Annotated in this window: 15 protein-coding genes; 1 reads left to right on the top strand and 14 read right to left on the bottom strand. The window is 44.1% G+C overall.

Annotation, left to right across the window (positions count from 1 at the left end):
* Positions 1-4: 4 nt before the first annotated feature.
* From NYR53_RS07290 to NYR53_RS07255, 8 genes are all read right to left on the bottom strand, one after another.
* The gene (locus NYR53_RS07290; protein WP_261304559.1) at positions 5-1588 is read right to left on the bottom strand and encodes a sensor domain-containing diguanylate cyclase; all 1584 of its coding nucleotides are present in this window, start codon (positions 1586-1588) and stop codon (positions 5-7) included.
* Positions 1589-1749: 161 nt separating this feature from the next.
* Entirely contained in the window at positions 1750-2589 is an 840-nt protein-coding gene (locus NYR53_RS07285) for a hypothetical protein (protein ID WP_261304558.1), read from the bottom strand.
* Positions 2590-2751: 162 nt separating this feature from the next.
* Positions 2752-2901, bottom strand: coding sequence for a 50S ribosomal protein L33 (gene rpmG, locus NYR53_RS07280; RefSeq protein WP_029195131.1), 150 nt, complete (start codon positions 2899-2901; stop codon positions 2752-2754).
* A 34-nt stretch (positions 2902-2935) separates the two neighbouring features.
* A complete protein-coding gene (locus tag NYR53_RS07275) occupies positions 2936-4156 on the bottom strand; it encodes a GTP-binding protein (protein WP_261304557.1) in 1221 nt (406 codons plus the stop codon).
* Between the two features lie 81 nt (positions 4157-4237).
* Positions 4238-5179: a metal ABC transporter substrate-binding protein gene (locus NYR53_RS07270; RefSeq protein ID WP_261304556.1), complete on the bottom strand. Its 942-nt coding sequence runs from the start codon at positions 5177-5179 to the stop codon at positions 4238-4240.
* A 9-nt stretch (positions 5180-5188) separates the two neighbouring features.
* On the bottom strand, positions 5189-6076 hold the full coding sequence (locus NYR53_RS07265; protein WP_261304555.1) for a metal ABC transporter permease: 888 nt from the start codon (positions 6074-6076) through the stop codon (positions 5189-5191).
* Positions 6022-6729 (bottom strand): metal ABC transporter ATP-binding protein, encoded by a 708-nt coding sequence (locus tag NYR53_RS07260; protein ID WP_261304554.1) that lies wholly within the window; start codon positions 6727-6729, stop codon positions 6022-6024. The genes NYR53_RS07265 and NYR53_RS07260 overlap by 55 nt, the downstream gene beginning before the upstream one ends.
* 318 nt (positions 6730-7047) lie before the next feature.
* Positions 7048-7629 carry a TetR/AcrR family transcriptional regulator gene (locus NYR53_RS07255; protein WP_261304553.1) on the bottom strand — a complete coding sequence of 194 codons (582 nt, stop codon included), beginning with the start codon at positions 7627-7629 and terminating at the stop codon, positions 7048-7050.
* A gap of 177 nt (positions 7630-7806) precedes the next feature.
* On the opposite strand from NYR53_RS07255, the gene NYR53_RS07250 reads away from it, so the two are divergent.
* Positions 7807-8028, top strand: a complete 222-nt coding sequence (locus tag NYR53_RS07250) for an alpha/beta-type small acid-soluble spore protein (RefSeq protein WP_261304552.1) — start codon at positions 7807-7809, stop codon at positions 8026-8028.
* Positions 8029-8104: 76 nt separating this feature from the next.
* Here NYR53_RS07250 and NYR53_RS07245 read toward each other — a convergent pair whose 3' ends face one another.
* The 6 genes from NYR53_RS07245 to NYR53_RS07220 all read right to left on the bottom strand — a co-directional run bounded on the left by NYR53_RS07245 (position 8105) and on the right by NYR53_RS07220 (position 13471).
* Complete coding sequence (locus tag NYR53_RS07245; protein ID WP_261304551.1) at positions 8105-8935, bottom strand: ATP-dependent DNA ligase; 831 nt, start codon at positions 8933-8935, stop codon at positions 8105-8107.
* A gap of 103 nt (positions 8936-9038) precedes the next feature.
* Positions 9039-9203 carry a hypothetical protein gene (locus tag NYR53_RS07240; RefSeq protein WP_261304550.1) on the bottom strand — a complete coding sequence of 55 codons (165 nt, stop codon included), beginning with the start codon at positions 9201-9203 and terminating at the stop codon, positions 9039-9041.
* A gap of 214 nt (positions 9204-9417) precedes the next feature.
* Entirely contained in the window at positions 9418-10800 is a 1383-nt protein-coding gene (locus NYR53_RS07235) for an ADP-ribosylglycohydrolase family protein (protein WP_261304549.1), read from the bottom strand.
* An 83-nt stretch (positions 10801-10883) separates the two neighbouring features.
* Positions 10884-11738 carry a helix-turn-helix domain-containing protein gene (locus tag NYR53_RS07230; protein WP_261304548.1) on the bottom strand — a complete coding sequence of 285 codons (855 nt, stop codon included), beginning with the start codon at positions 11736-11738 and terminating at the stop codon, positions 10884-10886.
* Between the two features lie 220 nt (positions 11739-11958).
* On the bottom strand, positions 11959-12732 hold the full coding sequence (locus NYR53_RS07225; RefSeq protein WP_261304547.1) for a TrmH family RNA methyltransferase: 774 nt from the start codon (positions 12730-12732) through the stop codon (positions 11959-11961).
* Between the two features lie 34 nt (positions 12733-12766).
* Positions 12767-13471: a potassium channel family protein gene (locus NYR53_RS07220; RefSeq protein ID WP_290429005.1), complete on the bottom strand. Its 705-nt coding sequence runs from the start codon at positions 13469-13471 to the stop codon at positions 12767-12769.
* Positions 13472-13537 lie beyond the last annotated feature (66 nt).

Here is a 13537-nt window from a genome sequence, read left to right as displayed (position 1 = left end):
CTGATCATGTAAACTTAGGATCGTAAACAACGGTACAATTCCGCCCTTTACCTTTGGCAAAATAGAGCGCTTGATCCGCATGTTCAAGCACTTCATGTGCCGTCACTCCATCTGTTGGAAATGAAGACACTCCCAGAGATACCGTGATGGGTTGACCTACTGGGCTTATTGTCAATTCCAGCTTATTGCGGATTCTCTCTGCATACAGATAGGCATCCTCTTTCGTCACACGGGGCATTAGAACAATGAATTCCTCTCCGCCAAACCGGAAATAGTGTTCGTTCTCACTTGCCATTGCCAGCAAAAGCTTGCCTAAATATTTAAGAACCGTATCTCCTACAAGATGCCCGTGCGTATCATTAATAATTTTGAAATGATCAATATCCAGCACAATAAGAGAAAAATCGATGCCATCCTCCAACCAATCGAGCATTTGTGTTTCCATGCTCCTTCTGTTGGCAAGGCCCGTTAAATTGTCCGTTTGAGCTTCCAGTTCATATTGATTCGCTTTCTTTTGCAAAGCATCAATCGTGATTAGCATGGTTTTATTCAAATGAAAGGCTTCGTACGTATTCGTTCTTACCTTCGGCAGATCTGCGATTTGCTTGCCATTCAAGATTTGATAGGCGGTCGCAGCCAATCGAGAAAAGGGAAGAGTCAACTTCTTGGCCAGCCATGCTGTTAGCACAAGGATGAGAAGAAGAAAGGGTAATGAGTATAGAATCGCATTTTGGATCAAACCCATCGACTTTTCATTTATCTCTTCCAGCGGGGATTGCACCACGATTCCCCACCCATTGGCAGGGACATAAGAATATCCAGCCAACATGGGTACGCCGAGTGTATTCACGACTTTATCCTTGCCGCTTTGACCGCTAATGAGCTTGGCTACTACTGGATTAGCACTCACATTTTGACCTAAGCGATTGTGTTCTGGATGATAAATCAGATTGCCGGCCCCATCGACAACATAGATATATGAACCCGATGGCGAGTAGCTGTTGGAACCGAATATATCATTTAAAACATTGTTTTCTCGCAAATAAATGGCGCCCCCTAAAGAGCCCATATACTGACCTGCAGAATTAAATATGGGATTTGTCATTAATACAATAAGCCGATTCGTTACAGATTCAAAGGATGCTGAGATCGTAGGTTTTCGTTGTTCAATCGCATCTAAAACGGCTTTCGATGTCAGCTTTTTGCTAGTAAGACCTACCGAAGCAGGGGATATGGCTAAGACATTCCCGTTGGCGTCATTGACCATTTGTGAGTTAAAGTAATTGCTGCTCCCCGTTACCAAATCCAATTGCGCTTGGATAGAATCATGAGTTTGCATACTACTCTCTAGGTGTTCAGAGGTCACTTTCAAGCTGTTCTCCATCGCTTTGAAAAGGGAGTTCATGGTCACGCTCATTTTTTTTGCACTTTCATAATTAAGCTCTAGTGTCGTTTCATACAAGGAATCTCGTTGTGCCTTAAACGAAGCAGCTATTTGAATGATCGATATGATCAAAATAGATACAAGCATCAATAGGGTTATAAAATGAACAAGTCGTATCCGCGGAGCAGCATCGGTTGTTCTCATACTCCTCATCTCCTAAAAAAGATAGTTACGAGTCGTTTCGACAACTTTCGACAGAACTCCTTCATTTTTAATGCTAAGCTTGCAAATGAAAAACTGTACAACAACTTGCCTTCCTTATTCAGCCTTCCGCCTATTAGTGAAAATAAACGGTTTCGTGGTAACTAAACCTTCCAGTTCAATACGCTTTCCAGCATGGAAGTCAGATGCTTCACGCGGTGCAGCTCAGGTTTTGCTTTTACTATTTTAAATTCATCCTTGATATGTTGGATAAAATCCATCCGTAAGTGTTCTAGCTGCTCCTCCGTTAAAACGTACAAATAATCTTGGACTGATTCGTACGTGTGATACCATTCGCTGTTTTCCAGGAACGTAAAGGATGAACGTTGGTACCACGCCTTTACATGACTCTTCAATGCTGCTGTAATAGTATCATCGTTCCCCGACATGGCATAAAGTCGATCAGAGGAAAGCAGGTTTCTGTACTTGATCATACTCTCATCTGCGAACGAATTGGGAAGGGCATAGAACTGAATGACATGGTCCAAAATTTCAATATAGGCATGTGGTCCAGCCGTTTTCGGATGAAATTGACACTTAACCGCGGCATAAGCGATGCTTTTCAGTAGGTGGAGTGCTTCTGCGGCTTCCTTTTTATCAGGTGAACCTTCAAAAAATAACCCTTGTTTTCCTGCACGAATTTCAGCCCGATCAATCGCGTCATGGAGCGCATCTTCAAATTGATCTTTACTGTACGGGGCCCATTGATCGATATGATCTGTAAGTTCCACACTCATGCCAAACTCCCTACGGATAATGCTCAACAGGTTAATCCCGCCGCTGCCGTTAACTACAGCAAATATATCGTATAAAAACCTTTCCAAGTTTTTTGCCTTTTTTGTTGCCCCCATAATTTCGCTGGGAATCGTGTAAATGGTCTCAGCCGCCTTTTGTTCGAGATCGGTAATAAGCTGCTTCAACTCTGAGAGTAATGGATGTTCCATTCTTGAATCCTCCGCGTTCTATTTATTACTAGATGGTTCCCCCTCCAACTCATTTTTATCAGGTTCAGACCATTCACTCATCAAACCCATCAGCCTCCTTTGGGATATTCCCTTCATTAAAGCAGAAAACCCGGACAAGTATGCCCGGACTTTCTTGGTTTATTAACGTGTTTCACGGTGAAGCGTGTGACGCTTCAGACGTGGACAATACTTTTTCAGCTCCAACCGAGAAGTTTGGGTTCTTTTATTCTTCGTCGTTGTATAGTTTCTGTCACCAGTTTCCGTACACGCCAATGTAATAATGACTCTCATGCTGTTCACCTCCTATCGTTCATCATGGCTGCATTTATTGAGGTAAAGGACAGGCTTCTTCCAACTCCATCACGGCATTCGGCAGCTCATCCTCGAAATGATTCCAATCTCCTTGCATTTCAGCATCCGTTAGCAAGCAGGCATCCAACGAAGCGACAATACCAGCTCGGTCCATCTCCATGCCAATGAATACAACCTTGTTAATGCGATCTCCATAAGTATCATCCCAATGATTGATTTGATCTGCATCTTCTTCGAGAACAGCTTCTCTTTCACCATCTGGCAGCGCCGCTACCCAAAATCCTGCTGGACCGAAGCGAATAGAAGGGCCTGCTTGGCTTAAGTTCTGGGCGTGATCGTTGCGCGTTGCAAGCCACAGGATCCCTTTGGCACGGATGATCTCAGCTGGCCAATCTTCCATCCAGCTCATCAGCCGCGAAGGCTCGAATGGACGAATTCTTTCGTAGACGAAAGAGGAAATGCCATATTCTTCGGTTTCTGGTGTATGTGTTTCCTTTTCCATTTCGCGCATCCAACCTGCAGACGTACTTGCTTCATCGAAATTAAACAAATGCGTGTTCAAAATATCCGCTGGAGCAACCTTCCCGTGAACCGAGCGAATGAATTTGGCTCTAGGTTGTAATGTGCGCAGCACGCCCTCTAGCTCAACCAGCTCATCTTCATCCAGCATGTCACATTTGTTCAAAATCAGAACATCACAAAATTCAATCTGATCAATTAGAAGATCAACAACTTCGCGTGTGTCATCTTCACCTACAGCTTGACTGCGTTCAAGGAGCGTCTCTCCAGAGGAGTAGTCTGTCCAGAAACGATAAGCGTCTACGACGGTTACCATCGTGTCGAGACGGCAAAATTGCGTAAGATCAATCCCCTGCTCTTCATCCAAATATGTGAATGTTTGCGCAACCGGTAAGGGTTCACCTACACCCGTTGATTCGATCAGGATATAATCAAACTTATCCTCTTTAGCAAGTCGCTCTACTTCCTTCAAAAGGTCTTCACGCAATGTGCAGCAGATGCAGCCATTGGACATTTCAACCAAGCTCTCATTCGTGCGGGAAATCCCGTTGCCTTCTCTAATCAGCTCAGCATCAATGTTGACCTCACTTAAATCGTTGACAATAACCGCAACTTTTAAGCCATCACGATTATGTAGAATGTGGTTTAATAACGTTGTTTTGCCTGCTCCCAAATAACCGCTTAAGACGGTTACAGGTATTTTACGATCCACCAATATCACAACCTCTTTCTATTCGTAAATTTTACGTATTTAATTTATAAAAAAAGTAAAATCAAGAGTTGCTATTCGCACTATTTATTCATTCAGCGCTTTTTTCAATGCTTCCAGGTTATTCGTCATAACACCGATGTAATCAAGGTTTTTCTTTTTATCATCGTCCGTTAATCCCTCTATGGGATTCAACACAGCCGTTTTCGCACCGACTTCTTTCGCAATTGTACTCGCAACCTTTGGATCTACCAAGGTTTCAAAGAAAATCGTCTGTACCTTATTATCTTTCGCAAATTTAATAATTTCTGCCATTTTATCCGGAGCTGGCTCTTCTTCAGGGGAAAGTCCGGCAATAGGAACTTGTGTCAGCCCATATTCTTTGGCCAAATAACCAAAAGCAGCATGCTGTGTGACGAATTCTTTATGCTTTACGTTTTTAAGACCTGTTTTAAATGACTCATCCAAGGCTTTCAGCTTTCCGATATAGGCATCCGCATTTTTCCGATAATCATCCTTATGAGCAGGGTCAGCTTGGGTTAATCCAATTACAATAGCCTCAACTTCTTTTTGAGCAAGAACAGGCGTTAACCAAACATGCGGATCTAGGATTTTGTCTCCATGCGCTTCATTCTTGTGATCTTGATGCTCTTCTTCCGCTAAGCCTTCCATTAATTCAATTCCTTTACTGGCTTCAACCACAACACGATTCTTATTCTCAGCGCTCTGAAGTGACTGCTCCGCCCATCCTTCTACGATACCGTTGTATACGAACACATTGGCGTTCTTCAGTTGTTTCATATCTTTCGCACTAGGCTCCCAATCATGGGGTTCGGCCCCCGGCGGGATTAGAGCAATCACATTGGCATGATCACCAGCAACCTGTTTAGTGAATTCATACATGGGATAAAAGCTTGTTACGACATTTAATTTGCCATCGCCTGAAGCCGTTTTAGACGCACAACCCGATAAGAGAACAGCTGTTAGTACGGTAAAAGCAAGTGATTTCGATACCCAGATTTTTTTCATTTTTTCCTCCTAAAATTTGTTGAATGATGAAATGGTCGTTTCTTTGGACATACGAGGGATGGTGTCAATGGCATTTTTTGCTTTGCTTTTGCTCAAAGTTAGCACAACCTTTTTCAAACCAAGGCCAGCAATAAGAATAAATAAGAGAAGCAGCGCTATCGTTCCACCTGGGGGTGTACTAAGCTGATAGGAAGCAGTAAGACCGGAAATAACACCAAGTAAACCAATACTCATAGCTATAAAAAGGGCGGAAGTAAAACTAGGTGCAATTCGAATGGCAAGCGCCGCGGGCAATACAATTAATGCCGAAACGAGAAGAACTCCCACAATCGGCATAGCCACAGATACAATCATACCGGTTAAGACGCTAAAGCCAAGTGAGATCCATTTCACAGGAAGCCCATTGGTTTTGGCCGTATCTTCATCGAATGTAATCTGATAGAGCGGACGACGGAATATATAGAAAAAGATGCCCCCGATTATCGCGACCACAAACATGAGAAGAAGCTCGGTTTCATTCACAGCAACAACAGAGCCGAATAAATAAGCGGAGAAGCCTTTATTGATGCTTTGCTTGAGACTCATGATGATCACTGCTGTTGATAATCCACCCACCATAATGATGGCAACCGAAATTTCACTATAGGTTTTATAGGACCTCCTTACATATTCAACAGCTATTGCTCCCAGTGTAGCTACGACGAATCCAGTTAAAGTTGGATTGATGTTTAGATACGCGCCTCCTGCAACCCCTGCCAAGGAAACATGGGAGAGCATGTCAGCCATCAGTGCTTGCCTGCGAAGCATCAGATATACCCCCAGAATCGAAGCCAGGATGGCAATTAACCCACCGGCACAAAATGCCCGCTGCATGAAGTCGTAGTGCAGCATTTCCATCCGCCATCCCCCTTTCTCTCCAGCTCGATAATACGATCCAGATAGGGAGCGACCTCGCTGAGTCCATGCGTCACCATCACAACGGTTCGCCCATGAGCTTTCACTTGATGATGCATCAACTCGTAGAAACCAAAGCGGCTATCCTGATCCATCCCTGTTGTCGGTTCATCAAGAACAAGCATGTCGGGCTCCTGTACAAGCGCTCTGGCAATGCAAATACGCTGCTTTTGGCCGCCGGAGAGCTCACCGATCCTACGCTTGCGCAAATCCCACATCCCAACCTGACGGAGTGCTTTCTCCGTCTGCGCCTCATCTTCTTTGTCGAGTTTACGAAACCACGATCGGCTTGCATACCTACCTGATTGGACAAACTCCAATATCGTACTAGGGAATCCACTATTGAAGGCGGAAATTTGCTGAGATACATAACCCACTCTCAGCTTCTTCCCCTCTTTATTGGTTGAAGACAAGAAAATACTCCCTTTCCAAGGATCAAGCAAGCCAAGAAGTAATTTCAGCAAGGTCGATTTGGCTGCACCATTGGGGCCCGTTATAGCTACAAATTCACCCAACTGAATCTCTACACTCGCATCTTGAATACATGGGACGTCATTGTAACCGAATTCCACCTCATCCATGGAAGCTAACAGCATAAGAACAGATCCTTTCCGATTTTTATATGTAAAAATTACGATTTTACATCGTGACTTTCCTCGATTTATATGTGGAAGCCAAAACTACAAGAAATTTATTAGGCATTGCCGCTGCGATAAATCGTAATAATTACATTTACACTGAAGAATATATCTTTTTCCAGTGGTTGTGTCAAGAACAAATAAGTGTGAAAACGCGCTATCTAAATCGCCCGAACCAATAAGGACGAAATTTAGTATGTATAAGAAAAAACATTCACCCCAAGGAGTGAACGCCGTATGATGCGCCACCGTCTTTACTGAAAAGCGCATACAGTTTTATTTTTTTATTAATCCAAACGAGGTATTTAGAATAGTTTCGATTTGTTCCACAGGCACTCCTGTTTTCTCTAGAATGCGGGTACCACGCAAGGCATTTGCCAAGAAGGCTCCTAATTCTTTGCTTGAGAAGCGTGTCGTAAACTCTCCAATTGCTTGCCCTTTGCTAATCACTGCCTCGAGTACAAGCTGGACATCACTAAACATTTTTTCAACTTCTTTGGTTACTTCCTCATCGCTCATTCCAAATTCCAGCGCCGTATTTACCATCAGACAACCGCTATGGCTATCTTCATTTTTTGAACAAAGTGAAGCGGATTTAACGGCGTCTAGAATTTCCGTTGGCGACCCGCCTTGATCGACCATTTCTCGAAGTGAATCGAGATTTTGCACTCGATACAGGGCAAGTGCTTTTAGAAAGAGTGAACGCTTGTCTGCAAAGACGCCATACAGACTTTGTTTTTTTACATGAGTCTTATTAGTGAGGTCTTCGAAGGAGGTTGCTTTGTAACCTTTTGCCCAAAAAACTTCCATCGACTGATTCAAAACCTTCTCAACATCAAATTCTCTTGGTCTGCTCATAAGGAAATCATACTCTTAGTTGACTACGCAGTCAATAACTTAGCCGCAGCTTCTGTCTAATATCGCAAATAAGCAATAAGTAGATGATTTCCTGCTCCGAAAATAATTTATATAAGATGAATAAAAAACCATTTAATCCACAAAATACTCCTACATCACAAAAAAGGAGTGGATCAAATGGCTAGAAGAAGAAACAGCAATACATTAGTCGTGCAACAAGCAAGAGCAGCTCTTGAACAAATGAAATATGAAGTCGCTCAAGAATTAGGTATTCAGATTCCGCAAGATGGTTATTACGGCTATATGGCTACTCGTGATACTGGCGCAATCGGTGGTAACATTACGAGAAGATTAGTTCAACTGGCCGAACAACAACTAACCGGCGGAATTAGACGCTAACTCCTTTGGTGATAGGCAAGAGAACAAAAAGACTGTAACCACCACTTCCTCCTTTGGTGATTTCAGTCTTTTTTATTTAGATAACGAATTCCATGAATACTGGCGACCTCAGCTTTCCGCTTTTGGTCCAATTTCTTGTCTTAATCTTTGCCATGATTCGTGGTTCCATATAGGCAAAATTCTGGTCTTCCTTGAATACTAAACGTTTCTTCACTCTATCTAGAATTTTCTGGTGAATGGATGTTACACCTGACTCTATAACCCCGACTGGGAACTTGGAGCCATCAGCTGCATCAATAGAGGCCAATAAAGCAAAATTATTTTTTCTGTAACCGGAAATGTACACATCCGCATAAGTCCAATTAATCACCTTTTGCCACTGTTTGGAGCGTTTTTCTATTTCGTATTTGGAATTCTCTTTTTTAGATTTCATGATGATGCCGTCAAGTCCCCGTCCACGAACCTGCTCAAAATACTCAACGGCATTTCCCTCAAATACTTTAACCTTCTTATAGTTCTCGGTTTCAACGAAAGCCTTGTCCAACAGTTCTTTACGCCTCAGTAAGGTTAAACCGGTAACATCAACGCCTTTGTATCTCAATATGTCAAATGCGCAGAATATCACAGGTGTTTTGTTTTTATTTGATAAAAACCTGGCTGACATGGCTTCAACGTCTGGTTTCCCTTGATCGTCCATCATGATTAATACGCCATCAAGTATGGTCCCTTCAGGCAGGGGGCAATTATACAACTCGGGGAATTTATTTGTAATCAAGTTATTATGTCTCGTATAAACATAGAGTCTATCCATGTTGGAAATAATACATCTTAGACCATCTAATTTTAATTCCGCTATATGATGTTTACTGTGAAATGGTTGATTGTTTTTTGCATTGTACGCTAGCATAGGAGAAATGAACATTTTTTATCACCCTACGCTAAATGATACTTCACTGTTATTCATCTGCCTAATGGAACTTGAAGGAAAACTCATTTGAGAGGGAATACCGTCAGGATACGAAGCATAAGAGGCGTTGTGGCTCCCACCTCCATGCGAATGCCGTAACGCTAATGTTGATGCTATGCGGTCCGTCATGTCCAACCAATACGAAATCATCGACAAAGTCAAATGGGTGCAGCTTCGCGAATGATCCTCCTGCATCGAGACGATCCATGATCAACATCTCTGCGCACGTTTTCAAATCAGCTTCACCGGCAAGCGGAATCCCTTACGCGGTGTTGTTTAGGGAAAACAGCAATTATCGAGAATAATTCGGTTAAAGGCGAGTAGAAAAAATCCCGATGTATCAAATCTTTGGGCCACATCGGGACTGATGCCTATTGGCATTTGTTGGAATGACAATTATCATAAATCGTTCAACAGAACCGTTAGTTTGCCGATATCTTCTTAAACACCTCATAGCTGCGTTTGGCACATTCCGAAATCGCAATCGGATGAAATCCTGTCACTTCTGCGTATAACGTATCGTGAAGCGGTTCTGCCCAATCGGGCGGAAGTTTATCTGCTCCGATCTTCGCACCCATAATCGATCCAACGGTAGCGCCGTTGCAGTCGGTATCCCACCCGCCAAGAACGGCTGTCGTAACGGCCAGTTCAAAATCATCCTTAGCGAAAATCAGCGAGGCAGCAACTAAAGCTGCATTATTGTTCGTGTGGACACAATGATAGTGCTTGAACGCTTCCCAGATCCGATCGACTAAATCCAATTGATCAACGGAGCTGCTCGCTATTTCTACAGCTTTGCGAATATCATGAGCCAATCGGCAGTCTCTAGGAATTTCACTAAGTCCAATTTCAACAATACGTTCATTGTCGGTTTCGTTAAAAGCCGCTGCAATCATGGCGGCCACAAACATTTCCCCATAAATGCCGTTCTTCACATGGGAAAATGAGGCATCTCGCCAAGCTAATTCCGCTGCCAGCTCTGGATTTCCCGCCGCGCCATAAGCAAAGCCATCGGCTCTGATTTGAGCTCCAATCCACTCCCGATAAGGATTTAACCAGGTTCGCACCCATTCACTCTTCTGTGCCCAGTCCGCCGTTTTTTCACCTTGCATATGGGAGGTCACTTGAGCGAAATTCAAATAAGCCTGCGTCTCAGCTGTACATACTTGCTGGTAGCTCAGATACTTATGCCACAGCTTGCCAATATCCCAAGCATCAAAATCCAATCCTTTTTCCTCTAAAAGAATTAAGCCTAACACGGTATAACGAATATCATCGTCGGATTCCATAAACTGAATATGTTCTTTCCAGCTTTTCTGGCACCAATCATTCACTTTCAAATCATACTCGACGGCCGCACGGGAGCTTCCAGGCGTATATCCGCGAATGGGCCAGGCATCTGCGCCTTTGAACCATAGCTCAATATTTTTCCAGCCCGCTTTTCCACCGCTGCCCGACATAGAATGACCATTCTCAAGCGGCTTACCCAAGGCACATCCGATACTTCGGCCGAGCCATGCGCCTTGAAATTGATTAAGCCAATCAGCTTTCGATTTATCCGCCGTTAGTTGTCTGGGGCCTTCAGGCCTCAACGCAAGAATACCAGGCAAATCCGAAGGTTCTTGATATGGGAAATCAGCACGAATTTCAAGCGCCATCAACTGCTGATAAACCGCCATCAGCTTCGTTTCATCATCTCCTGCTGCAGCCCATTTGTCTTGAAACCCACTGACATTGCAGCCTTCTTCTCCCCTTTGTATGATTTCTAAATGTACAATTCCCTTTAATCGTTCCCAGCCAGCCATCGTAAAACCACCTTTAATGTAAGATTTTAAGCTGATTATACGGATTTGGCCATAGAGAATCTTCTCAATTTCCTTCATACTTCTCAAAATAATTGCTTAACGCCAAATTGTTTGCGATATTCTTGAGGGGACATGCCGACTGAGGAGTTAAAGGCGCGATAGAAGGACGCCAAGCTCTGAAACCCGCTGGAAAAACTAATGTCTGCGATACTATCAAGGTTCGTGACAAGCTGTTTCTTAGCTTCGCTAATACGCAGCAAAGTAACGTAATTCAAAAAGCTGCTGCCCGTATGCTCCTTAAAAAGGCGGCTTGTCCGTGAGTTGCTCCAACCTAAATGAGCAGCAACATCCGTAAGCTGAAGGGGTTCACGAAACCGTTCTTTGACAAATAGCATCATTTCTTTGATCTCACGCTGCGAACTGGACATCTTTACCCATTGCTCTTTACTGAACGAACTCCTGTAATGGCGAAGCAGAATAACACCCAACTCCAGCAATTTGCAGCGGGAAATGGTAAGATAACCATCCGCTTTCGCGTTTAGCTCCTCATAGATCTGTTGAATGAATACGCCAATTTGCTGTGCAAGTGGTGTTCCCCCTGCAATATGATTCTCAAATCTCTCAGACCGATAGGCAAATGGCAGTAATAATTTTTCATCTTCTTCAAGGAAGAGACTCGGATCAAAATTAAGAAAAATATATTGGCTCGGATCGTGCTGAGCCGATTGTGCAATATGAAGCTCCGTATTATTGACAATAAAGACGTCACCTTTGCGTACTTCATAAAGCTTATTTTCAAAAATAAAATGCCCTCTGCCTCCCCGGCAATAGCCAATTTCCAAGCTTGAATGGAAATGAAGAGGCTGCGGATACGGTTTTGGACACCAAAGATACGCATTAATTGGAATTAAATTGTCATATTCTATTTTTTGCTTCATTTGGTTTTAATCCACCTTTGAAAGAAGTTGCTCTTGAACATCGCGCAGCTCCAGATAACTACCAGTTATTAAAGAACCTATTTTCATTTGTCCGGCACACAAAAAATCCCGATGTATCAAGGCTTTGAGCCACATCGGGACTGAACTAAGTAGTGACAAAATTACGTTCCAAACGGTGACAAAGTGAATTACAACTCACAGAGTCATGAGTTTATTTGCGCTAGACCAACCGCTGCCGCGAAGCCTCAAACAGCAGCACCGTCGCGGCCATCGCGACGTTCAGCGATTCCGCTTTGCCCTGCATCGGAATAATCACCTGCACATCCGACTGCGCTGCGACCTCCGGCGACACGCCCTTGGCTTCGTTGCCGAGGATCAGCCACGTCGGCTGCCGCAGGTCCGTGTCATAACACGAGCGCTGCGCCTGCAGACTCGTGGTCACAAGCCGCACGCCGCGCTCACGCGCGCGCGGCAACAGCTCAAGCAGATCTGCCTCGACAATCGGCAGATGATACATCGATCCCATCGTCGAGCGGATCGTCTTGGGGTTGTACAGATCGACCGTGCCGCGGCCGAGCACAACAGCCTTGGCCCCGACGGCATCCGCGCTGCGGATGATCGTGCCCAGGTTGCCCGGGTCCTGAACGCCGTCCAGGACCACGACAAGATCATGCTCGCCGGCGAGCAGCTCGTCCATGCCAAGCTTCGGCCGTGTCACAACGGCCAAAACCCCCTGCGGCGTCTGCGTATCCGAGCATTTCTCCAGCACAGCCTGGCTGACGCCAACCCATTCCACAGATGGCGTGACCTGCTCAGCTAATCCAGCAGGCCACCCTTTTTCCAAGCTATACATGATGGTCTCCACTGGAGCTCCCGCACGCAATGCTTCCTCGACCAAATGGTAACCCTCAATGATATATTTCCCCTGTTTATCCCTGCCCCGGCGTTCTAAAAGCTGCGCCCATTCTTTGACTCTGGCATTCTGAACAGACATAATTTCCGTGTGTGCACTTGTCATTTATCTTTACCTACTCTGCAAAAGTCACTTCAAAAGTTTGAAGATCTGAATTTTTTCCGACAATAACTAGAATATCGTCCATCCTAAGCGGGTCTTCCGCACTTGGAGGAATAATCAGCTGTTCATTTTGTTTGATCGCAATGACATTACAGCCATATTTTGCCCGGATATCCAGCTGTTTCAGGCTTTTACCAATCATTTGTTTGGAAACCTTAATCTCAACGATACTGTAATCGGCAGATAGCTCTATGTAATCGATAATATTAGATGAGATCAGATGATGCGCCACACGCTGTCCCATATCTCTTTCCGGATAAACGACTTTGTCTGCGCCAATTTTCTTTAACACTTTTCCATGAAGATCATTGACAGCTTTCACTATAATCGTAGGTATGCCCATTTCTTTGAGGATTAATGTAGTCAGAATACTCGCTTGAATATCCTCCCCAATAGCTACAACCACAACGTCAAAATTGCGAATACCTAGAGCACGCAGCGCTTCCTCATCCGTAGAATCAGCTTGAACGGCATGTGTGACGAATGCTGAGACATCTTGAACCGTCTCTTCACGATGATCAATAGCAAGGACCTCAAACCCTAATTGTGACAATGTTTTAGCGACGCTAGACCCGAATCTTCCCATCCCAATAATCGCAAATTGCTTTCTCACTGTTGGTGTGTCCTCCAAATTCCTAAGATGATTATAGTATAACATACACATGGTTCGCATCTCACTATGCATGGAAAGTGGCGAAGTGAGGAGGATGAACGGCTAGAAACT

The sequence above is a fragment of the Paenibacillus andongensis genome (assembly GCF_025369935.1).
GTDB classification, from domain to species: domain Bacteria; phylum Bacillota; class Bacilli; order Paenibacillales; family NBRC-103111; genus Paenibacillus_E; species Paenibacillus_E andongensis.
Note: the sequence above shows the minus strand (reverse complement) of the source record. Positions and strands in the feature narration are given on the sequence as shown.